At 68.6% G+C, this 21,860-nt stretch carries 15 protein-coding genes and 2 pseudogenes; 5 read left to right on the top strand and 12 right to left on the bottom strand.

Annotation, left to right across the window (positions count from 1 at the left end):
- Positions 1-31: 31 nt before the first annotated feature.
- The 3 genes from AQI88_RS37615 to rpsO form a co-directional block, all read right to left on the bottom strand.
- Positions 32-1,411 (bottom strand): M16 family metallopeptidase, encoded by a 1,380-nt coding sequence (locus AQI88_RS37615; RefSeq protein ID WP_067008897.1) that lies wholly within the window; start codon positions 1,409-1,411, stop codon positions 32-34.
- On the bottom strand, positions 1,408-3,630 hold the full coding sequence (locus AQI88_RS37610) for a polyribonucleotide nucleotidyltransferase (protein ID WP_067008894.1): 2,223 nt from the start codon (positions 3,628-3,630) through the stop codon (positions 1,408-1,410). Before AQI88_RS37610 ends, AQI88_RS37615 begins: the two co-directional genes overlap by 4 nt.
- Positions 3,631-3,974: 344 nt before the next feature.
- Positions 3,975-4,262 carry a 30S ribosomal protein S15 gene (gene rpsO, locus AQI88_RS37605; RefSeq protein ID WP_030583699.1) on the bottom strand — a complete coding sequence of 96 codons (288 nt, stop codon included), beginning with the start codon at positions 4,260-4,262 and terminating at the stop codon, positions 3,975-3,977.
- A 280-nt stretch (positions 4,263-4,542) separates the two neighbouring features.
- Here rpsO and AQI88_RS37600 point away from each other — a divergent pair, with 280 nt between their 5' ends.
- A complete protein-coding gene (locus AQI88_RS37600) occupies positions 4,543-4,836 on the top strand; it encodes a DUF397 domain-containing protein (protein ID WP_067008891.1) in 294 nt (97 codons plus the stop codon).
- Positions 4,837-4,893: 57 nt separating this feature from the next.
- Here AQI88_RS37600 and eccD read toward each other — a convergent pair whose 3' ends face one another.
- Entirely contained in the window at positions 4,894-6,393 is a 1,500-nt protein-coding gene (gene eccD, locus AQI88_RS37595; protein ID WP_067008932.1) for a type VII secretion integral membrane protein EccD, read from the bottom strand.
- A gap of 337 nt (positions 6,394-6,730) precedes the next feature.
- On the opposite strand from eccD, the gene eccCa reads away from it, so the two are divergent.
- The 4 genes and pseudogenes from eccCa to AQI88_RS48680 all read left to right on the top strand — a co-directional run bounded on the left by eccCa (position 6,731) and on the right by AQI88_RS48680 (position 11,630).
- Entirely contained in the window at positions 6,731-10,696 is a 3,966-nt protein-coding gene (gene eccCa / locus AQI88_RS37590; protein ID WP_079058060.1) for a type VII secretion protein EccCa, read from the top strand.
- Positions 10,697-10,767: 71 nt separating this feature from the next.
- Positions 10,768-11,040 (top strand): annotated as a pseudogene (locus tag AQI88_RS49285) (hypothetical protein); the annotation flags it as partial.
- Positions 11,020-11,421 (top strand): annotated as a pseudogene (locus tag AQI88_RS37585) (hypothetical protein); the annotation flags it as partial. The pseudogenes AQI88_RS49285 and AQI88_RS37585, both read left to right, overlap by 21 nt.
- An 86-nt stretch (positions 11,422-11,507) precedes the next feature.
- Positions 11,508-11,630, top strand: a complete 123-nt coding sequence (locus AQI88_RS48680) for a hypothetical protein (protein WP_279616594.1) — start codon at positions 11,508-11,510, stop codon at positions 11,628-11,630.
- A gap of 376 nt (positions 11,631-12,006) precedes the next feature.
- On the opposite strand, the gene AQI88_RS37580 is transcribed toward AQI88_RS48680, so the two are convergent.
- The 8 genes from AQI88_RS37580 to AQI88_RS37545 form a co-directional block, all read right to left on the bottom strand.
- On the bottom strand, positions 12,007-14,097 hold the full coding sequence (locus AQI88_RS37580) for a protein kinase domain-containing protein (protein WP_067008882.1): 2,091 nt from the start codon (positions 14,095-14,097) through the stop codon (positions 12,007-12,009).
- 34 nt (positions 14,098-14,131) lie between these two features.
- Positions 14,132-16,372 carry a protein kinase domain-containing protein gene (locus AQI88_RS37575; protein WP_079058059.1) on the bottom strand — a complete coding sequence of 747 codons (2,241 nt, stop codon included), beginning with the start codon at positions 16,370-16,372 and terminating at the stop codon, positions 14,132-14,134.
- An 8-nt stretch (positions 16,373-16,380) separates the two neighbouring features.
- On the bottom strand, positions 16,381-17,346 hold the full coding sequence (locus tag AQI88_RS37570) for a protein kinase family protein (RefSeq protein WP_067008879.1): 966 nt from the start codon (positions 17,344-17,346) through the stop codon (positions 16,381-16,383).
- A gap of 120 nt (positions 17,347-17,466) precedes the next feature.
- Positions 17,467-17,769 carry a WXG100 family type VII secretion target gene (locus AQI88_RS37565; RefSeq protein WP_067008876.1) on the bottom strand — a complete coding sequence of 101 codons (303 nt, stop codon included), beginning with the start codon at positions 17,767-17,769 and terminating at the stop codon, positions 17,467-17,469.
- Positions 17,770-17,807: 38 nt separating this feature from the next.
- The gene (locus tag AQI88_RS37560; RefSeq protein ID WP_067008873.1) at positions 17,808-18,149 is read right to left on the bottom strand and encodes a WXG100 family type VII secretion target; all 342 of its coding nucleotides are present in this window, start codon (positions 18,147-18,149) and stop codon (positions 17,808-17,810) included.
- A gap of 113 nt (positions 18,150-18,262) precedes the next feature.
- The gene (locus AQI88_RS37555; protein WP_067008870.1) at positions 18,263-19,465 is read right to left on the bottom strand and encodes a S8 family serine peptidase; all 1,203 of its coding nucleotides are present in this window, start codon (positions 19,463-19,465) and stop codon (positions 18,263-18,265) included.
- A 99-nt stretch (positions 19,466-19,564) separates the two neighbouring features.
- Positions 19,565-21,343 (bottom strand): WXG100 family type VII secretion target, encoded by a 1,779-nt coding sequence (locus tag AQI88_RS37550; protein ID WP_067008867.1) that lies wholly within the window; start codon positions 21,341-21,343, stop codon positions 19,565-19,567.
- The gene (locus tag AQI88_RS37545; protein WP_107118779.1) at positions 21,340-21,792 is read right to left on the bottom strand and encodes a hypothetical protein; all 453 of its coding nucleotides are present in this window, start codon (positions 21,790-21,792) and stop codon (positions 21,340-21,342) included. Before AQI88_RS37545 ends, AQI88_RS37550 begins: the two co-directional genes overlap by 4 nt.
- Between the last annotated feature and the right edge of the window lie 68 nt (positions 21,793-21,860).

The following is a 21,860-nucleotide window of genomic DNA, read 5'->3' as shown; positions in this document are numbered from 1 at the left end:
CCTTACCGGAGGGGTTTCTTACCGGAGGTGATCAGGCGACGGCGTCGTGCAGCCGTGCGGCCTGCTTGTCCTTCAGCGGGCCGATGACCGACAGCGACGGGCGCTGTCCCAGGATGTCGCGGGCGACCGAGCGGACCTCGTCCGGGGTGACCGCCGCTATCCGGGTCAGCATGTCGTCGACGGACATCTGCTCGCCCCAGCACAGCTCGCTCTTGCCGATACGGTTCATCAGCGCGCCGGTGTCCTCAAGACCGAGGACGGTGGAGCCCTGGAGCTGGCCTATGGCGCGGCCGATCTCGTCGTCGGTGAGGCCGTTCGCGGCGACGTGGTCGAGTTCGTCGCGGCAGATCTTCAGCACGTCGTGCACCTGGCTCGGGCGGCAGCCGGCGTACACGCCGAACAGGCCGCAGTCGGCGAAGCCGGAGGTGTACGAGTACACGCTGTAGGCCAGGCCGCGCTTCTCCCGGACCTCCTGGAAGAGGCGGGACGACATGCCGCCGCCGAGGGCGGTGTTGAGCACGCCCATGGCCCAGCGGCGCTCGTCGGTGCGGGCCAGGCCCGGCATACCGAGGACGACGTGCGCCTGCTCGGTCTTGCGGGCGAGCAGCTCCACCTTGCCGGTCGTGCGGATCGTGCGGCTGCCGTCGCGCGGGGCGATGGGCTGCGCTTCGAGGCTCTTGAAGGCGCCCGCCTTCTCGAAGGCCGCGCGGACCTGTCGTACGACCTTGTTGTGGTCGATGTTGCCGGCGCAGGCGACCACCAGGTGGGTGGGGTCGTAGTGCTTCTTGTAGAAGCGGCGGATGCGGTCGGCGGTGAGGGCGTTGACCGTGTCGACGGTGCCGAGGACGGGGCGGCCGAGGGCGTTGTCGCCGAACATCGTGTGCGCGAACAGGTCGTGCACACAGTCGCCCGGGTCGTCCTCGGTCATCGCGATCTCTTCGAGGATCGCGCCGCGCTCGACGTCGACGTCCTCTTCGAGGATGAGCGAGCCGGTCAGCATGTCGCAGACGACGTCGATGGCGAGCGGCAGGTCGGTGTCGAGCACGCGCGCGTAGTAGCACGTGTACTCCTTCGCCGTGAACGCGTTCATCTCGCCGCCGACCGCGTCGATGGCGGAGGAGATGTCCAGGGCGGACCTGCGGCCGGTGCCCTTGAAGAGCAGGTGCTCCAGGTAGTGCGTGGCGCCGTTCAGGGACGGCGTCTCGTCGCGGGAGCCGACGTGCGCCCAGATACCGAAGGTCGCCGAGCGCACGGAGGGCAGGGTCTCGGTGACGATGCGCAGGCCACCCGGGAGGGTGGTCTTGCGGACCGTACCGATGCCGTTCGTGCCCTTGATGAGGGTTTGGGTACGGGCGACGGCCCGCGCCTCCGAAGAGGTGCGGGCCGTCGCCTTGGAGCTACGGGACGTCACTGGTCGGCGTCGTCCTTCTTCGTCTCGTCGGAGCCTTCCTCGCCCTCGATCACGGGGATGAGGGAGAGCTTCCCGCGGGAGTCGATCTCGGCGATCTCGACCTGGACCTTCTGGCCCACGCCGACGACGTCCTCGACGTTCTCCACGCGCTTGCCGCCGGCGAGCTTGCGGATCTGCGAGATGTGCAGCAGACCGTCCTTGCCGGGCAGCAGGGAGACGAACGCACCGAAGGTGGTCGTCTTCACGACCGTACCGAGGTAGCGCTCGCCGACCTCGGGCATCGTCGGGTTGGCGATGCCGTTGATCGTGGCGCGGGCGGCCTCGGCGGACGGGCCGTCGGCGGCACCGATGTAGATCGTGCCGTCGTCCTCGATGGTGATCTCGGCGCCCGTGTCCTCCTGGATCTGGTTGATCATCTTGCCCTTGGGGCCGATGACCTCACCGATCTTGTCGACCGGGATCTTGACGGTGATGATCCGCGGAGCGTTCGGGGACATCTCGTCGGGCCGGTCGATGGCCTCCATCATCACGTCGAGGATGTGGAGACGCGCGTCGCGGGCCTGCTTGAGGGCCGCGGCCAGGACGGAGGCGGGGATGCCGTCCAGCTTGGTGTCGAGCTGGAGGGCGGTCACGAACTCCTTGGTGCCGGCGACCTTGAAGTCCATGTCGCCGAAGGCGTCCTCCGCACCGAGGATGTCGGTGAGGGTGACGTAGTGCGTCTCGCCGTCGATCTCCTGGGAGATCAGACCCATGGCGATACCGGCGACGGGGGCCTTCAGCGGCACACCGGCGTTCAGCAGCGACATGGTGGAGGCGCAGACCGAGCCCATGGACGTCGAGCCGTTGGAGCTCAGCGCCTCGGAGACCTGGCGGATCGCGTAGGGGAACTCCTCGCGCGCCGGCAGGACCGGCACGAGGGCGCGCTCGGCGAGGGCGCCGTGGCCGATCTCGCGGCGCTTCGGGGAGCCGACGCGGCCGGTCTCACCGGTGGAGTACGGCGGGAAGTTGTAGTTGTGCATGTAGCGCTTGCGGGTCACCGGGGAGAGGGTGTCCAACTGCTGCTCCATGCGGAGCATGTTGAGGGTGGTGACGCCCAGGATCTGGGTCTCGCCACGCTCGAACACCGCGGAACCGTGCACCCGCGGGATGGCCTCGACCTCGGCGGCCAGCGTGCGGATGTCGGTGACACCGCGGCCGTCGATGCGCTTCTTCTCCTTGATCACGCGCTCACGGACCAGCTGCTTGGTGAGCGAGCGGTACGCGGCGGAGATCTCCTTCTCGCGGCCTTCGAACTCCGGCAGGAGCTTCTCGGCGGCCAGGCCCTTGACCCGGTCCAGCTCGGCCTCGCGCTCCTGCTTGCCGGCGATGGTGAGCGCCTGCGCCAGCTCGGGGCGGACGGCGGCCGCGAGGGCCTCCAGGACGTCGTCCTGGTAGTCCAGGAAGATCGGGAACTCGCCGGTCGGCTTGGCGGCCTTGGAGGCGAGGTCGGCCTGGGCCCGGCAGAGGACCTTGATGAACGGCTTCGCGGCCTCAAGACCGGCGGCGACGACCTCCTCGGTCGGCGCCTCGGAGCCGCCCTCGACCAGCTTGATGGTCTTCTCGGTGGCCTCGGCCTCGACCATCATGATCGCGACGTCGCCGTCCTCCAGGGCGCGGCCGGCGACCACCATGTCGAAGACTGCGTCCTCGAGCTCGGTGTGCGTCGGGAACGCGACCCACTGGCCGCGGATCAGCGCGACGCGGACGCCGCCGATCGGGCCGGAGAAGGGCAGACCGGCCAGCTGCGTGGACGCGGACGCGGCGTTGATCGCGACGACGTCGTACAGGTGGTCGGGGTTGAGGGCCATGATCGTCGCGACGACCTGGATCTCGTTGCGCAGGCCCTTCTTGAAGGACGGGCGCAGCGGGCGGTCGATGAGACGGCAGGTGAGGATCGCGTCCTCGGAGGGCCGGCCCTCACGGCGGAAGAAGCTGCCGGGGATCTTGCCGGCGGCGTACATCCGCTCCTCGACGTCCACCGTCAGCGGGAAGAAGTCGAGCTGGTCCTTGGGGTTCTTGGAGGCGGTGGTGGCCGACAGCACCATGGTGTCGTCGTCCAGGTACGCCACGGCGGAACCGGCGGCCTGCTTGGCCAGGCGGCCCGTCTCGAAACGGATGGTACGGGTGCCGAAGGCGCCATTGTCGATGACGGCCTCGGCGTAGTGGGTCTCGTTCTCCACTAGCGTTTTCTCCTCGTCTTCGTCCCTCGGCTGCCCGTATGGCAGGGGGACGGTGGCGGAGAAGTGCGCCGGGCTGTGCGGGCCGGTCTTCGATCGAAGCACCCGGGGCTCGCTTTCCCCCGGGGGCCACTACCGAGGACCGGCGGCGGCGAGGTGCACTTCTCCTTATCTTTATCGTGCTGTGTCGTCCGTATTGCGTTGTGCTACCACACTACAAAGCGTGAGTGACACTCCGCACGTTTCCGCACGAACGACGGGGGCTTCCGTACGCAGGGCGACGCCCCGCATACGGCAAAGGGAGCGGCCCCCGAGTCCTTCCGGGAACCGCTCCCCTTCACGGCGTCCTACTTGGCGCCCGCCGCACCGCGGCGGATGCCCAGGCGGTCGACCAGCGTACGGAAGCGCTGGATGTCCTTCTTCGCCAGGTACTGCAGCAGGCGACGGCGCTGACCGACCAGGATCAGCAGACCACGGCGGGAGTGGTGGTCGTGCTTGTGGGTCTTGAGGTGCTCCGTCAGGTCGGAGATCCGACGGGAGAGCATGGCGACCTGGACCTCGGGGGAGCCGGTGTCACCCTCCTTGGTACCGAACTCGGCGATGATCTGCTTCTTCGTAGCGGCGTCGAGCGACACGCGTACTCCTCATAGTCTGTGAGTGCCATCGAGTGCCCCCGGTCTACTTCTCGAGGGAGCTTCCGTAACTCGGGAGGCTGGGATCCGCTGGGCGCGGCCTCCAGAACCTGCAGTGCTACCTGCGGGGGCTCCGGGGGTGCGTACACAAACGGCCGTCGACCAGCGTACCAGGCGGCGACGGGCGTCTTCTCCCGCGTTCCGGAACAGCCCGGGCGCGCAGGCGTCGGCCACTAGGGTGGGCGTGCTGATCGTACGTATGTCGGGAAGGGGTCGCTTCGGGATGGCGGAGACGGAAGCGGAGATCAAGGCGCGCAAGGAACGCGAGCGCGACGAGCTGTACGCGCTCGACATCTCGGGCGTCGAGTGGCACTGCGCGCCGGGCACGGAGGAGCACGAGGAGCGGGTCGAGATCGCGTACCTGCCCGAAGGGGCGGTCGCGATGCGGTCCTCCCTCGACCCGGACACCGTGCTGCGGTACACGGAGGCGGAGTGGCGGGCGTTCGTGCTGGGCGCCCGGGACGGGGAGTTCGATCTGAAGCCGATGCCGCACAACGGGGGGCTCGACGCGCAGTGATGGATCGACTGGGCCCCGGCTCCGTATGGAGCCGGGGCCCAGTGTCATACCTGAGAGCTATTTGCTGGTCATCGCGCGCGCGGTCGCGTAGACGTCGAACACGGCCAGGGTCAGCGGGATCAGCGTCAGCAGGACGAAGCCCTCGCAGATCTCCAGGAAGCGGCCCCAGAAGGGGGTCAGGCCGCCGCGCGGCAGGATCAGGCCGAGAGCGGTGACCAGGGCGGTGGCCGCGGCGATGACCGCGATCAGCCAGATGGTCCGGATGTCCAGATCGGTGCGGTTGCCGGTGAGCGCCGCGCGCATCACCGACTGCGGCGGGTTCAGGGCGAGGCCGAGGCCCAGCAGGACCAGGGAGCCGAGGCCCGCGGCCAGGACGGAGGCCACCTGGGCGGTGTAGCGGAAGAGGTGCGCGCGCATCAGCATCGCCACACCGGTCGCGAAGGCGAGCAGCTGGGCCCAGATGCCGTCGGAGAAGCCGAGCACCGCGGCGGCGCCGACGGCGACGAGGGCGCAGCCGCCGACGAGGCCGACGAGGAGTTCGTGGCCGCGCCGGGCCTGGGCCTCGATGCGCTCGGTGTCCACGGGCTCGTGCGCGGCGGCCTCGGTGCCGTAGGCGGGACGGGGCGCGCTGCTCGGGGCCTCGAAGCCGATCGGCAGCCGGGCGAAGCGCATCGACATCCCCGGCAGGAAGGCGAGAGCGCCCACGGCGACCGGGGCGCACAGGCCGGCCATCTCGGTCGGGGACCAATGGACCAGGGTCGCGACGAAGACGACGACCAGGGCGACGGCCGAGGCGAACACGAAGGCCACGAACGGGCCGTCGCCGTGCGGGGAGCTCAGGGTGAGGACCAGGGCGGCGACGAGGACGGCCGCGCACGCCAGCAGGAACTGCAGCCTGCCGATGCCCTGCCCGTCGGTCAGCGCCAGCAGCCCGCTGCCCGCGACGCCGACGTTGGGCAGGGCGCCGAGGCCGAGGGCGACGGCCGAGCCGCGGTCGTCGTAGACGCGCGCCCGTACCGCGGACAGCACGACCAGGAGGATGCCGGTGACGGCGGCGAGGATGCCGGCCAGGCCGTGCATGTCGTGGCGCGGGTCGGCGGTCCAGGCGACGAACGCGAGGAGCGCCGGCAGCACCCCGCCGCCGATGAGGCCCGCGGCCCGGGTCAGTTCGCCGCTCCACAGGGTGTGCTGCTTGGTGACGGCGGACGCGACGGCCTCGGCGACGTCGTCGAAGACGGCCGGCGGCAGGGATTCCGCGAAGGGGCGCAGGGTGAGGAGTTCGCCGTCGAGAATGCGCTGGGCGGCGAACGAGCGGGAACTGTCCAGCACGGTGCCGTCGGTGCGGACCAGGTGGTAGCCGACCGGGGCGCCCGCGTCGGAACTCTGCTGGGACAGCCGGAGGATCTCCGGGTAGAGGTCGGCGACCGGGACGTCGTCGGGCAGTGCCACGTCGATGCGGCTGTCCGGCGCGACGATGGTCACCCGGCAGAAGCCGAGTTCCGTGCCGGACCCGGAAGCCGCTCCCGTCCCGGGTCCGCCGGTGGCGGTGGCCGTCATGCTCACCTGCTGCTCCCCCTCAGTGGTGGTGTTTCTGCTGCGTACTCAGTGGTGGTGGTGCGTCTAGTCCGTGAAGGTCTCGTGCCGGTGCACTCCGCGCCCTCCACAACAGCGGCGACACCGGTGCCGTAGCGCCTGGTTCCGGGGCTGCTCCGCTCCGGCATCAGGTGGGTTGCCCCGTTATGTCCAGCCTGCTCGGCGTGTGCTCACGCGAACATCCGGCACCCTACCGCTCACCGGTGCGCCGTGGACTCAGTAGGATCACGCGGCGGCCTGCGCCCGCCGGACACGGGGCGGTGGGCGGAAAGCCTGGGTCGGGCAAGGGAATTGGTGAGCAGTGAGCCAGATTGTCGTCAAGCGCCCCCCTCGGGCGCTTCCGTCCGAAGTGCCCACGGATGCGGTCGCTGTCCAGCCGCCGCCCGAGCTGCCTCGGGGGCATCAGGAGAGCGTGCTCATGCAGTTGCTGCCCACGCTCGGCATGGGCGGTTCCGTGGTCTTCTTCTTCACGAACGGTCAGCCGTTCATGAAGATCATGGGCATGATCATGATCGCCTCGACGGTGGGGATGTCCATCGCGATGGTGGTCCGCTTCCGCCGCGGCTCCCAGGGGCAGTTGGCCGACCTGCGGCGCGACTACCTCAGCTATCTCTCGCAGGCGCGCAAGTCCGCCGTGGAGACGGCGAAGGCGCAGCGCGACGCCCAGTACTACCTGCACCCCTCCCCCGAGCAGTTGTGGGCGCTGGTCGCCGAGGGCAGCCGGGTGTGGGAACGGCGGCCCGGCGACGAGGACTTCGCACATGTGCGCATCGGCCTCGGCCCGCAGCCGCTCGCGACGTCGCTGGTGCCGCCGGAGACGGGCCCCGTCGAGCAACTGGAGCCGCTGACCGCGGGCGCCATGCAGCGTTTCCTCGCCGCGCACAGCACCCTCAGCGACCTGCCGATGGCGGTCTCGCTGCGCGCCTTCTACCACGTCACGGTCAGCGGTGAGCCGCAGTCGGTACGCGCCTCGGCCCGGGCGCTGGTCGGCTCGCTCGCCTCGCTGCACTCCCCCGAGGACCTGCTCATCGCGGTCGCCGCCGGACGGGAGGCGCTGCCGCACTGGGACTGGGCGAAGTGGCTGCCGCATGTGCAGGCCCCCGGTGTCCTGGACGGCGCGGGCACCCGCCGGCTCATCAGTGCCGACACCCGCGAGCTGGAGGACCTGCTGTCCACCCGGCTGACCGGCCGCCCGCGCTTCCACCCCGGCGCCGCGCCGCTGCTGGACGAACCGCACATCGTGCTCGTCCTGGACGACCTGTCGCTGCTGCCCGACTCCGTGCTCGCCAATCCGGAGGGCCTGCAGGGCGTCACCGTGGTCGAGGTGGTGCCGGGCGAGCTCACGACAGCGGGCGGCGACCTGTCCGTCGTCGTACAGCCGGGCCTGCTGCGCCTGGAGTCCGGGCACGGCGAGGTCTACGAAGGCAGTCCGGACGCCCTGTCGTACGAGTCCGCCGAGGCCCTTGCCCGGCAGCTGGCGCCGCTGCGCATGGCCTCGGGCGGCGACGACGACGAACCGCTGCTCGCCAACCTGGAGTTCACGGACCTGCTCGGCCTCGGGGACGCGGCGTCCGTCGACACCAAGCGGACCTGGCGGCCGCGCGCACTGGCGGAGCGCCTGCGCGTGCCCATCGGGCTCGGCGAGGACGGCCGCCCGGTCATGCTGGACCTGAAGGAGGCCGCCCAGGAGGGCATGGGCCCGCACGGCCTGTGCGTCGGCGCAACCGGTTCCGGCAAGTCGGAGCTGCTGCGCACCCTGGTGCTGGGCCTCGCCGTCACGCACTCCTCGGAGACCCTGAACTTCGTCCTCGCGGACTTCAAGGGCGGTGCCACCTTCGCCGGTATGGCGCAGATGCCGCACGTCGCGGCCGTGATCACCAACCTGGCCGACGACCTGACCCTGGTCGACCGCATGGGTGACTCGATCCGCGGCGAGCTCAACCGGCGCCAGGAGATGCTGCGCGACGCCGGCAACTACGCCAACATCCACGACTACGAGAAGGCGCGCGCGGCGGGTGCGCCCTTGCAGCCGATTCCCTCTTTGGTGTTGGTGATCGACGAGTTCAGCGAGCTGCTCACCGCCAAGCCGGACTTCATCGAGATGTTCGTGCAGATCGGCCGCATCGGCCGTTCGCTCGGCGTCCATCTGCTGCTGGCCTCGCAGCGCCTGGAGGAGGGCCGCCTGCGCGGCCTGGAGACGTACCTGTCGTACCGGATCGGTCTGCGCACCTTCTCCGCGGCCGAGTCGCGCGCCGCCCTGGGCGTCCCCGACGCCTACGAACTGCCCAACGTCCCCGGTTCCGGCTTCCTCAAGTTCGGCACGGACGAGATGGTCCGGTTCAAGGCGGCGTACGTCTCCGGCACGTACCGCACGGGTTCGCAGCGGGCGGCGCTCGGAGGCGGGCCGCTGCCGGTGGACCGGCGGCCCGTGCTGTTCACGGCGGCGGAGGTGCCCGTGCAGTACACCGCCGTGCCGCAGCAGCGCACGGAGTCCGCGCCGGCCGTGGACGACGCCCTGGCCGACACGGTCCTCGACGTGATCGTGCGCCGGCTGGAGGCCCAGGGTCCGGCGGCGCACCAGGTGTGGCTGCCGCCGCTGGAGAGCCCGCCGTCGCTGGACGCGCTGCTGCCCGGCCTCGCTGCGGTGCAGGGCCGCGGCCTGACCCAGCCGAACTACGAGGGCGCCGGCCGTCTGATCGTCCCGGTCGGCCTCGTCGACAAGCCGTACGAGCAGCGTCGCGACCGCCTGATGCTCGACTTCTCCGGCGCGGCGGGCCACATGCAGATCATCGGCGGCCCGCAGTCCGGCAAGTCGACGCTGTTGAGGTCGTTGATCTGTTCCTTCGCCCTCACGCACACGCCGTACGAGGTGCAGTTCTACGGGCTGGACTTCGGTGGCGGCGGTATGGCCGCGGTGCAGGACCTGCCGCACGTGGGCGGCGTCGCCTCCCGCCTGGACCCGGAGCGGGTACGCCGTACGGTCTCCGAGGTCTACGGCGTGATGACGCGCCGCGAGGAGTACTTCCGCTCGACCGGGATCGCGTCCATCGCCGACTTCCGGGCCCGCCGGGCGCGCGGCGACATCTCGGTCACCGACCAGCCCTGGGGTGACGTCTTCCTGGTCGTCGACGGCTGGGGCAACTTCCGCACGGACTACGAGGCGCTGGAGTCGGCCGTCCTGGACATCGCCGCCCGGGGTCTCGGCTACGGCATCCACGTGATCATCACGGCGTCGCGCTCGATGGAGGTCCGGGCGAACCTGAAGGACCACCTGATGAACCGCCTGGAGCTGCGCCTGGGTGACGTCATGGACTCGGAGATCGACCGCAAGGTGGCGGTGAACGTCCCCGCGGGCGTCCCCGGCCGCGGCCTGTCCCCCCAGAAGCTGCACTTCATGGCTGCAGTCCCGCGCATCGACGGCCTGACCTCCGACACCGACCTCGCCGAGGCCACGGCGGCACTGACCACCGAGGTCGGCCGGCACTGGCAGGCGCCAGGCGCGCCGAAGGTGCGGCTGCTGCCGCGCCAGCTGGAGGCCGTCGAACTCCCGCCAGGCGACCGCTTCCCGAAGCGGGGCATCGCCTTCGCGCTGGACGAGGAGAACCTGGAGCCGGTGTTCGTCGACTTTGACCAGGATCCGTTCTTCCTGATCTTCGGCGAGAGCGAGTCCGGCAAGTCCAACCTGCTGCGGCTGCTCATCAAGCAGCTGACGCTGCAGTACGGGGGCGACGAGGCCAAGTTCTTCGTGGTGGACAACCGCCGCTCCCTGCTGGACATCACCCCGGCCTCGCACCTGGCCGAGTACATCCCGATGTCGAGCCAGATGGACCACCACATGGCGGCCCTGGCCGACCTCATGCAGCGCCGCACCCCCACGGCCGACGTCACCGCACAGCAGCTGCGGGAACGCAGCTGGTGGCGGGGCCCGCAGGTCTTCGTGGTCATCGACGACTACGACCTCGTCTCGACGTCCAGCGGCAACCCGCTCAGCGGCCTGACGGAAATGCTGCCCTTCGCCCGTGACGTCGGCGTCCGCTTCATCATCGCCCGCTCGTCGGCGGGCGGCGGCCGGGCGTCGTACGAGCCGTTCATGCAGCGCATGAAGGAACTCGGCGCCCAGGGAATCGTCCTGGCGGGCGACCCGGCGGAGGGCGACATCCTCGGCGGGGTACGGCCGCGGCCGATGCCTGCGGGACGGGGTGTCTTCGTGTCCCGGAAGCGGGGGAAGCCGTTGGTTCAGACGGGGTTGGTGGATGTGGAGTACTGAGGTCGCATCAACAGCTGGTGGCTTGACGAGTGTCCCGCCTCTGGGCGGGACAACGGGGAGGAAGCACACGCATTGCATGGGACGAGTGGGAACAGCTGAAGGCAGAGGCCGCAAAGGGTCAGTCGACACACATGCAGTCGAATCAACTGCCTGCGGACAGCGGAGGTGGGGGAAACTCATGCGGTGACCTCACCGTCCACCAGAAAGACCTCGCGGCGATCGGAGGGCTGAAGAGCGAGCGCTTCGCCCTCGGGGCAGCCCTCGATCATGTCGCCGAGCACTGAGTCGACCAGGTGCAGACCCTGCTCGATGCCTGCGCGCACATCTCCAATCACCTGCGCCACGGCAATTTCTCGCAGCTTGGTGAGGCCATCACCGACTGGGAGGAGATGACCAAGAAGCTCGCGACCCTGAAAGAGGACGCCCAGAACCACCTCAAATCCCGGGCCGACAAGGCCAACTGGGCTGGCGTCAACGCTCAGGTGAGCCGCGAGTTCATCGACAAGACCGCCCGTGAGTTCGCGGACGCGCATACGCAGGCGGACTCCATCACGAAGATCCTCAAGGACACCCGCGGCGAACTCGTCGATTACCGGACCCAGCTGACCGAGGCCATCGCTCGAGCCGAGAACAAGAACCTCACCGTCGTCGACACCGGCCATGGCACCTTCACCGTCATGGGCAACACCCGTCCCGACTGGAACTCCGACCCCAGCGGCAAGACGCGCGCAGGCTCCCCGAGCACGACGCCTCCCAGCCCTACGCGGTCATCGGTGAGACCCGGGTCTATGGACGCGCCAAGGCCACGGGCGTGCCGTTGCGCCAGGCCCTGACCGACTTCGCCTATCAACTCACCCAGCACGCCTACAAACTGGCCGAGTGCAAGGATTCCCGCGGCTTTCCCAAGGAGCTTCCCCGCTACAAGGACGGCTGACGAAGTACCGGGAGATCGTCGCGCGTTTCGACGGTCGTGATCGTATCCACCTGCGGTTCGGCAACGTCGATACGGAGAAATCCCCCACCATTTTGTAGTCATCGACGACCGGGCCGTGCATGCAGCGCATGAAGGAACTCGGCGCCCAGGGGCTGATCCTTGCAGGCGATCCCGCGGAAGGGGATGTCATGCGTGGGGTACGGCTGCCTCCGATGCCAGCGGGGCAAGGGGTCTTCGTTTCCCGGAAGAGGCGAAAGCCGTCGGTTCAGACCGGGTTGGTGGATGTGGAGTACTGACGTTCTCACTCAGAGTCCGTGCATACGGCGAATCCGGTGGTCTGATCGACCGCCGGATTCGGTGCTTTGGATGGGCGTGGTCAGAAGACTGGGAACGCGATCAGGGAACCGTTGGCCGTGGCGAAGGCTCGATTGCCGCCGACCGCCAGGTTGACCGCGACCTTGAGACCCAAGAACGAGAGGAAGCTGTAGTTCCAGATCTCCGAGCCGTCCTTGATGCTGTAGGTGCGTACCGTGATGCCGTTGCCATCGTCGTTGAGCACCCATACACCGCTACCCTGAACCAGGACCGGACCGGGGCTGGCCTGGTAAGCCGTCCACCGCTCGGTGCCCTTGCGGATGTCGAACCGCTCGGCCATGCCGCCGATGGTCGAATAAACGGAGTCACCGAACGGTTGGGCAGGACCCCATTCCGGCGGGTCCGCGTATTTGTTCGTCACCTGCCAGAGTTCCTTGCCATCCGAGGTTCTCCGAGCAGTAAGTGCCTTTCCGTTGAGGTAGACCACACCGCTCCGAGCCGACGGCACGAGCTGCCTTTTCCTCGCCTGGTTGTACAACACCCACAAAGTGCTGCCAGTTTTCGTGCTGACCGCCACGGCGTGTCCACTGGTGGTCGTCACGACCAGTGTTCCGCTGTCCGCCGCGCCTTGGGGGTAGACGCTGGTCCTGAACTGCTCCGGTATCGACGCGGTCCAGCGAATCTTCGCATCGGATTGCCCCACCGAGCGGAGCCGGTGGTCCTTTGTCAGCACGTACACCGCCTCCTCGTCTGCGGCCAGCAGCGCCTTGGCGTCGGCCTTCGCCGTCCACTTGGGTTCACCTGTGGACGGGACGAAGGTGTGCAGCGTGCCTTCTTTGTCGGCTGCCACGAGCAGGCGGTCGGAGAGTGAGAGACAGCGGCTCGTCATCACCATGTCCGGGGCTTGCCAGCGGCGTTTGCCGTCGACGACGTTGAACGCCGCGATCCCGCCGGACATGGTTCCGGCGATGATGACGTCCCGGATCGACAGGGGAGCCGGCGAATCGGTTCCCACCGCCCCTTTTCTCTCCCAGAGCGGCTTCACCGCCTCACCGACGATGTAGTCGCCTTCGTCGGCGGAAAGGATGCGTGCGGCCGGTGTCTTCACCGCGGGCGGAATGGTGAACAGGTCCTTACGGCTCTGGCCACCGTCACGCAGCAGCCACCACCCCGTGCCACCGCCCGTCACGAGCAGCGCGCCGCTGGCCCCGATCCCGGTGAGCAGTCTTCGCCGACTCGGCTCCGTCCCGGTCTGCGTCGCCAGCAGCGGCGCGGTCAGTTCGCGTATCTCACGCTCCCGCTCCCTGATCGCATCCGCCACCGGCCCACGCTTCCACACTGTGCCGGACTTCTTGGGCAGCGCGAAGGCCCCGGCGATCTGATCGGGCGTGGGCCGCCCTGCCGCTTCCTTCGCGAGACACGGGGCGATCAGGGCATGCTGCTCGGGTGAGAGGCCGTGCCAACGCGGTTCACCATGGACGACCTCGTACTGGACGGCGGCAACGTGTGTGCCTTCGAACGCCCGGTGACCAGTGGCCGCGTACACAAGTACGGCGCCGAGGGAGAAGACGTCTGCAGCCGGGGTGACACGCTGGCCGAGCACCTGCTCGGGGGCGCCGTACCCCGGAGTGACCGGGATCTGCCCGGTGGTGGTGAGCGTCAGACCATGCTCGGGCCGTGCGATGCCGAAGTCGATGACCCTCGGCCCGTCTGAGGTGAGCACGATGTTCGACGGCTTGAGGTCGCGATGAACGAATCCGGCCGCGTGGATGTCGCGCAGGGTACGGGCGATGGAGACGGCCAGGGCGCGCAGTCTCGCGTCGTCCAGCGCGCCGAGCCGGTCCACGATCTGGTCCAGGGTCGGCCCGGCCAGGAACTCGGTGGCGATCCACGGCCGTCCACCCTCGGTCTGCGCACCCCGGACCGCCGCAACCCCGGGACTCCGCACGGCCTGTGCCGCCAGCGCCTCACGTAGGAACCGCTGGGAGAGGCCGGTGTCATGGGCGAGCTCCGGCCGGAGTACCTTCACGGCGGCGACGGTGCCCGTGTGGTCCTGTCCCACGTACACCTTGCCCATCCCGCCCTCGCCCAGCACACCGAGCAGCCGGTACGGGCCGAGCCGGATCGGATCACCGGTCCCCAGGGGTCTCATCGCTTGTCGCTTTCTCTTCTCTGCACCGGTCGGCTCAGCGCAGCGGGAAGGCCGCGAGGAAGTGGCCGCCCAGTGCGATGATCTCCCCCGCCTTCTCATGGATCATGAAGCAGTCGCCGGTGGTCCGGTAGGAGTGGGCCGGGGCATGGGAGGACAGATCGGTGGCCCACAGCCGTGACCCTCGCTTGCTGTACGCGTAGTCGGAGCCGACCACCGGCGCGGTCTTCAGGTCCGCTTTCGCTGCCTGGCCGCCCTTTTCCTGCCACTTGATGCGCCCGCTTGCCGGGTCGAACGCGACGAGTCCGAGCCCCTTTTCGACGGCGTACAGGGAGCCGTCCTTGAGCGCCGGAAGGCCGTAGGTACGGCCCGGCCGTTCGGACGTGGAGTCCCAGGCCACGCTGCCGTCACCGAGCCGCAGAGCCCGGAGCGGGCCGGCGCCCACGTACAGGTGCTGCGCGTCGGTGACCAGAGACTGCCGTACCTGGTCCGGAGCGACCCTGTCGAGCTTGCGGTCCCAGCGAACCGTGCCCGTACGGGTGTCGCGTACGACGGCATGCACGCTGCCGTCGTTCGCTTCCTGGAGCGCCACGAGACGGTTCCCCGCGACTCCGGCACCGAGAAAGTACAACTGCGAGGAGTCCTGGCGCCGTCTGGGCAGCGGTGCCGTCCACAGCCGCCTTCCCGTGCTGATGTCAACCGCGAGCACGTACCAGGACTGGGAAGCCAGGAAGCCCTGCGAGAACTTGCCGCGACCGGCAACCAGATAGAGCACCCCGTCCGCGATGCACAGCGCCTGATTCTCCGGGAGGGCATTGAGGTCGGCGAAGTACACGAAAGGCTTCCCCGTCTTGCCGGTCAGGATGTCAACCGAGGCCAGGGCCAGCGGGTTCGCATGGGATGCGTCGTCCTCGACGGAGCGTCCGATGTAGCCGTCGTCCACCTCGGTGACCAGGATGACGCGATCACCGTCGGAAGCGACCTGCCAGGTGTACACCGTGTCGTCCGACTTCCAGTCGACCTCGCCAGTCCGCGCGATGACACCGTTCAGGCTGTCCCCTGCCACCAGCACCACCAGGTTGGCAACAGCGTGCAACTGTGCCGGCAGGAATTCCAAGCCGTCCACGGTGAGGTACGTCTCCGGGTCGGCGACCTGGATCTGCCAGAGGGAGTCCAGTTGTTTCTTCGGCAGCAGACTGTTGCTGGGTGCAGGGGCAGGCTGTGTCTTCGAGCCTCCGCCCAACTCGCTCAAGGCCCATGCCCCCGCCGCCCCGGTGCCAGAGACGGCCAACACCGCGCCTGTGCCGGTGAGCAGGAGGCGACGACGGGACCACCGTACGGGGCCCGCGGTCGCAGCCGTGACCGGTTCATCGGCCGGAGCGGGCAGCCGCTGCGGCGTGATCTGCCACACTTCGGTGGCCCGCCGTGCGATGTCGGCCAGGAGCGCGTCCGGCAGATGATCGGCAAACTCGCCTCCTCCGTCGTGCAATTGGGAGGCGAGCCAACCGGTCGTCGGACGCCGGAACGGGTTCTTGTCCAGACACTGCGCGAGGACCGGCACCAGGTCGTCGGGCACACCACGCAAGTCAGCCTCGGTGTACTGCACCCGGTACAGCAGATCCGCCGCCTGACCGTGCCCGAAGGGCGGACGCCCGGTGGCGGCGAAGACGAGCAGCCCGGCGAGCGCGAAGACGTCACCCGCGGCCGTGTGTTCCTGCCCGCTCGCCTGTTCCGGCGACATGAAGGCGGGGGTGCCGACGGCGACCCCGACCCGGGTGAGGTGGTCGTCCCCGGCCGCGCGCGCGATACCGAAGTCGATCACCTTCGGCCCATACGCGGTGATCAGGATGTTGGACGGCTTGAGGTCGCGATGGACGACGTCGGACGCGTGCAGCTGCCCCAGCGCCCCGCACAGTGCCGCCCCCAGCGCCCGTACGGACGCCTCGGGCAGCGGACCGCACACCTCCACGGCCTCGTCGAGGGGCGGCCCGAGCACGTACTCGGTGGCGAACCACGGCGTCTCCGCCCGCGGATCCGCGTCCACGACCCCGGCGCCGAATCGCGCCCCCACCACCCGCGCCGCGTCCGTCTCAAGCCGGAACCGGGTACGGAAGGCCGGGTCGGAGGCGATGCGAGCGTGCATCGTCTTCAGTGCGACGGTACGGCCGCCGGCGGTACGTGCGAGGTAGACGGTGCCCATGCCGCCGCTGCCGAGGCGGGCGATCGGGTGGTACGGGCCGAGCGCTTGAGGGTCGTCGTGGGTGAGAGGGGAGGGCATGGCCGTCGTCAGTCCGGGTGAGGGAGGAGGCTGGTGGGCGGTGCGGGCGTCGCCTCGAAGGAGATCTCCGCGGTGAGGACGGCGGCTGACTGATGGGCGAGGGCGGCAATCACACGGCCGGGGAGCCAGCCGGGGGTGAGGAGAACGGCGGAACCGTCTCCGGCGCCGGTCTCGACACCCGTGTCGGCGGACAACGCATCGATCAACTCCGCCAGTTGTGGGCGGGCGCTCGGGTCGCGCGACAGGCAGCGGGCGATGACCGTGCGGAAGGCGGCGGGAAGTTCGTCCCGTTCGGGCGTCGTATGGCCGGTGGCTGCGTAGGCGAGCGTCGCGCCGAGGGCGTAGACGTCCCCGAGGGGACGCGGGCGTCCGCCGGACGCCTGTTCCGGCGGCAGACTGCCCGCCTCCAGCCCCGGCAACCCGGAGCGGGACGTACCGTCCGGGGCGGCCGCACGCACCGCGCCGAAACAGGAGAGACGGGGCCTGTCGGCGGCGAGGAGGACGGACGCCGGTGACACACCGGCAAAGGTCAGTCCCTGCCCGTGCAGGATGGCCAGCGTCTCGGCGAGAGCCACGCCGAGCGCGCGTACGGTCCGCTCGGGCAGCGGCCCGCCGTGGACGGCGAGGGCGGTCGGCAGCGGCAGGACGGGCAGGTACGGGCCGACGTACCAGGCGGGCTCGCCCGGACCGGCGAGCGCGGTAGCTGGGGCGGCGCAGGGGCCGAGGAGGTAGCGGGAGGCCTCGGCTTCGGCGAGGAAACGCTGGGGGTCCCCTCCGGGCTGTGGGAGGGAGAGCAGGACGGTGTGCTGTCCATCGGCGCTGCGGGCGATGTACCGCCGCTCGGGGACGGGGACCTTGGTACGTGGGTCGTCCAAGGCGGTGATGAGGGTGTACGGACCGACGTGCCGAGATCTACCGGCCCGGTCCTGCCCTCCTGTACCCACCACACCTGTGGCACCACCCGTGGCGTGCACGATTCCCTGTCCTGTTCCTCAGTTCTTCTGCATCGGTTCCGAGCATGGCAGGGGGGTGGGCACCTCCCGTGCGTGCCCACCCCGGTACTGCTTCCTGCCCGTCGGCTCTGCTTGCGAGCCTTACATGAAGTAGCTGGCGGCCTTCTTGTCGCCGCCCTGGTAGTCACCGCCGGCCGCGTGCACGACCTTGCCGATGGCCATCAGGGCCTCGTGGATGCCGTGGGCCTCACGGTCCCAGGCTGCCTGCTGCTCGGTGTACGCGGTGTGGGCCTCGCCCTCCCACATGCTGGCAACGCCGGCGACCTTCTGCTTGATGGCCTCGAGGCTCTCCTCGAGACGCTTGGCGTGGTTCGCGAGCTGCGTGGCGGTCTCGTCGAGACCGGAGTAAGTGACTTCGAGCTCGCCGCTGTTGTTGACGCCCATGATTGCTCCGTTGCTGAGAAGTTGTAGCCTGGCCGGGATCAGTAGCTGGACAGCGCGGAGTGCGAGCCGCCGAGGTTCACGTCGATGCCCTGGACCTGGGAGCGGACCTCGTCTTCGGTGCCGTCCTTGATCTTCCGGGTGCTGCTCATGGCCTCGATGAACTTGGCGAGGATGTTGCCGATCCGGACCATGCGCTCGTTGATCTCGGTCTGCTTGGTGTTGAACGCGCCGGCGCCGATGCCCTTCCAGTGCCCTTCGAGGCTGTCGATGATGGCCTGCAGTTCCTTCAGCTGGCCCTTGATGCCCTCGAAGCGGTGCAGAAGCTCCTTTTCAAGGACGATAATGTCCTTGTCACTTACCTTCTGACGCCCTGTCGCCATTTCGATGCCTTTCTTTGTGAACTGACCTTGCCGTGCGCTGATTTCTGGCGTCAGCACTGACGGCAAGCGGACTTCTGCTCACTCGGCGAGTGAGCAGGTGTGCGGGAGACCACTCAGGCGTTACGACGTGCCCGCAGCACGCCGAAACCGGCGCCTCCGATGACGAGTACGGCCGCAACGGCGCCGATGATCACCCAGGTTGTCGTGTTGCTCCCGGAGCCGGAGTCCTTCGCGGCGGCGGAGGTGGCACCGCTGGTGGAACCGGAGTCCTTGGCCGTCGCCCCGGAAGAGGGCGCGACCGACAGGCTCGGAGTGGCGGTGACGTCTTCGTTCGGGTCCGTTCCGTTCTCGGCGTAGAGGGGATCCCTGTTGGCCGGGCCCGGATCGATGTTCTTGTTGATGAGCACTCGACGCGGGCGGATGGCGCCATAGCCGAGGTACGTGCTGGGCTTGTCCTTCGGCCAGGAACGCCCCGCGGTGTCGAGGAGCGTCCGGAGGACCTGGTTGGCCGTCCAGTCGGGGTGAACCGACCAGACCAGGGCGGCGGAGGCGGAGGCGAGGGCGGTGGCGGGGCTGGTTCCGTCGGTGTCGCAGTACTCGGTGAACTTGCCATCACACCAGCCGGGGACACTGACCCCCGGGGCCGCGAAGTCCACATAGTTGCTCTTCGTGGAGAACTTGGCGACCGTCCCGGACTTGTCGATGGCGGAGACACCGACGACGTACGGGTAAACGGCCGGATATTCAGCCTTTCCCTTTTCTCCATCATTACCGATGGAAGCGAACATCAACTTACCCTTGGAGGCGGCATACTTGATGGCGTCTTCCTCGGTGGAATCGGGGTACGGCCCACCGAAAGACATATTGATGATCTTGACGTCGGTGTCAGCTGCAGCCCGGATCACGTCGGCAAGACTCGCAAACTTCCCATCGTCGTCTTTTCGATCCGTCGTCTGCTGGACATGGTAGGGAATGATTTTCGCTCCCGGTGCCAGGCCCTTGACACCGCCGCCCGCTCCCGTACCGGCGATAATCTCGGCCATTCCCGTGCCATGACCGTCATTATCCTCAGCCGCCTTGTACGCGACAGACTTCGGCACTTGATTGACCAGCACCTGACCCTTGAGCGTTGAGGTCGCTGGATTCACACCCGAGTCAATAACGGCGACCTTAACCCCCTTACCGGTGCTGTACTTCCATATCTCATCGGCACCCATGGAATTCAGATACCACTGCTTAGACTGAATATCCTCTGCCGCAGCTCCGGGAGCCAGCCCGGCCGACGCGATGAGCAATGTGCCCAGTGCCGAACACATTGCTGCCAGACGTCTCACATTGCGCCTCTTCGGGAGGGCAATACTTCTGCCACGTCGACCGGTCCCTGGCTTCATGCCTGTGTACGTCCTCGCTTGTGTTCAGTCACGCTTCTGGGGCGCATCACGCCGCTGCTTCTGCGACGGGCCGCGCTGTTGCTTCCCAGCAGGGCCGCCATCGCGATCGGTCTCACCATTCGCGCTCTGGCGGTTGCCGACCGCGCCTCGGCCGAGTCCTGCGCCACGGGCGCCGGCCTCGGATTCTTGGAGTTTTGAGCCGGCGGCGTTTCGGGGCGCACCGATCACGCCCTCGGGGTTGCTTGCCGAACGCAGCGCCGACTGGCCTGTGCCGGTGTCCGCCTTCGCTGCAGGCGCGCCGACGACTCCTCGCTGCCCGAGAGCACCCTTCGGCTGCGTCGAGGAGACCGGCTCCTCGGCGCCGACGACCATACCCCGCGGGACACGAGGATTGGACGCCGATCCCGGCGTACGACCCGTGACAGGCTTGCCACCCACGACACCATTGCGCGCTGCGCTGGTGGGCCCGGTGACTCCGGCACGCCCACCAGGTGTGTTGGCCGTCCTCGGTGTTCCACCGGTGATGCTTCGCCCCAGAGGGGAGCGTCCGGCCTGTTGAGTGGAGCCGCGCACAGCTGACTGGCCCGCCGGAGTCGACGTACGCCCCGTGGCGCGAGCAGCCTGCCCCATCGGCCCCTGCTGCACACGGCCGCCGGTAGCGGAGCGACCCGCTTGCCCTTCTGGCTCCTGCGGCACTCGCCCCCTTGCGGTGCCCGAAGGACCGGTGCGGCCCTGAGGCGAAATCGGGAGCCGACCGCCTGGGCCATAGCCCGGGGTGCGCCCGACGGTCGGCGCGATCGGAGGCGCCATCGGTCCGGTGGGCAGCGGAGGCGTGTGACCTGCACCGCCGGTGGTCGGAAGGGTAGGCGTGGAAGGTCCAGGCTGTGTGGTGTGTGCCGGAGGAGGCAGCGTGCCGACGGTGTTGATTTCCGTGCCGACATCGTGGCCCGGATGCCCGCTGGGCTCGTGAACTTCCTTGAGAGGCGGTACGCCCCCGCCCGTCTCAGTTCCATGGACCACAGGCGCCGTGCCATGGCCTTCCGCCACGCTTCGCCGGACCGCAGCTGTAGGCGTCGACGTCTCGGGGCTGTACGCGTGCCGCCGCTGTTCGTCGCGCACGGCATAATACCGAGGCACCCCGAGATCCGGCATCTCATGGATCTCCCCCACGGACGGCGCCTGCTGCGCCTTCAACACCCCTGAGGCCACGGAGTAGTAGGACCCCAACCGGTTCACCTGGTTGATGGCCTCTTGCCGGTTCTTCTCGACGTGCTGTGCGGCCACGTAGTCGGGGTTGCTCTCCACCTGCTTGGCCTTGGGCAAGTGCCAGGGCCGCGTCTGCTCACCCGCGGGCCGGGTGTCCCGCTCGCGCGGCATGGACTTGTGCACGGAGGCCAGGCCGGTGGCGGCGGTGGTGATCTCGGTACCGACACTATGAGCGAAGTCCTCGAACGCCTTGGCCCAGTCGAGGAGGGATTTGGCGTACTTGTGGAAGTACGTGGCGCCCTCACCCTCCCAGTCGACCTGATCGACGTACTTACGCAGGTCCTTGGCGGCGTCACTGATGGCGTCGCGGGCATCCCACATGGCCTTGCCGGCCATCTCTAGATGCTCAGGGTTGGCCTGCTCGACCAGGTCGATCATGTCGTTGAGATCGCGGTCGTCGAACTGGGTCCTGCCGCCGAACGGCATGCTCCTGAAGAAGTTCTCCACCACACTGAGCGTGTTGGCCGCACCGGACTGCTGGTGCACCTGCTCGAAGCCGCGCTTGTACTGGGGCTCCTCCTGCCAGTTGTCGCTCAACTGGAGCTCACCCCCGAGGCCTTGTCGTCGGTGTGCTGCCTCGTGTCCTTCCGCGGCTGCTCGTGCTCCTTCGGGTGCATCTTCTGGTACTCCTCGTCAATCTGGGTCTTGATCTCCCAGAACCGACGCCGCACCTCGTCCTCCGAGCCGTTGTACGTGGCATCGGCCGCCTGCGCCGCCAACTGCAGAGCCTCGATGTGCAGGCCCAAGGTCTGCGACATGTGCATGAGGCTGTCATGCACCCGCCCGTACTGCCCCTGCAGGTCGTCCGCTTCCGAGAACGGAATCCCCGTACCACTGAACGACGGACGACCAAGCGCGTGGCGCCCAAGACTGGACTCGCTCCCAGCGGATTCCTTGAACGACGTCAGCGCGCTGGTCAACCCATCGCTGAACTTCGACAGCGCTTCGGCGCCGCGCCTCAGACTCGAGCCGCCACCGTCACTCACCGCGACCCCTCCCCCGTTTCCCCGTTCGTACAGCTCTCAACAGACCGGGCAGCGGGCTACCCCACCCC

This window comes from Streptomyces cellostaticus, assembly GCF_001513965.1.
Taxonomy (GTDB): Bacteria; Actinomycetota; Actinomycetes; order Streptomycetales; family Streptomycetaceae; genus Streptomyces; species Streptomyces cellostaticus.
This window is presented reverse-complemented; position numbering and strand designations above follow the sequence as displayed.

What these genes read in the sequence shown, in the direction of transcription:
- AQI88_RS37600 (WP_067008891.1), top strand. Translation starts at nt 4,543, where the DNA reads ATGGCGGAGACGGAAGCGGAGATCAAGGCGCGCAAGGAACGCGAGCGC.
- eccD (WP_067008932.1), bottom strand. Translation starts at nt 6,393, where the DNA reads ATGACGGCCACCGCCACCGGCGGACCCGGGACGGGAGCGGCTTCCGGG.
- AQI88_RS37580 (WP_067008882.1), bottom strand. Translation starts at nt 14,097, where the DNA reads ATGAGACCCCTGGGGACCGGTGATCCGATCCGGCTCGGCCCGTACCGG.
- AQI88_RS37575 (WP_079058059.1), bottom strand. Translation starts at nt 16,372, where the DNA reads ATGCCCTCCCCTCTCACCCACGACGACCCTCAAGCGCTCGGCCCGTAC.
- AQI88_RS37565 (WP_067008876.1), bottom strand. Translation starts at nt 17,769, where the DNA reads ATGGGCGTCAACAACAGCGGCGAGCTCGAAGTCACTTACTCCGGTCTC.
- AQI88_RS37560 (WP_067008873.1), bottom strand. Translation starts at nt 18,149, where the DNA reads ATGGCGACAGGGCGTCAGAAGGTAAGTGACAAGGACATTATCGTCCTT.
- AQI88_RS37555 (WP_067008870.1), bottom strand. Translation starts at nt 19,465, where the DNA reads ATGTGTTCGGCACTGGGCACATTGCTCATCGCGTCGGCCGGGCTGGCT.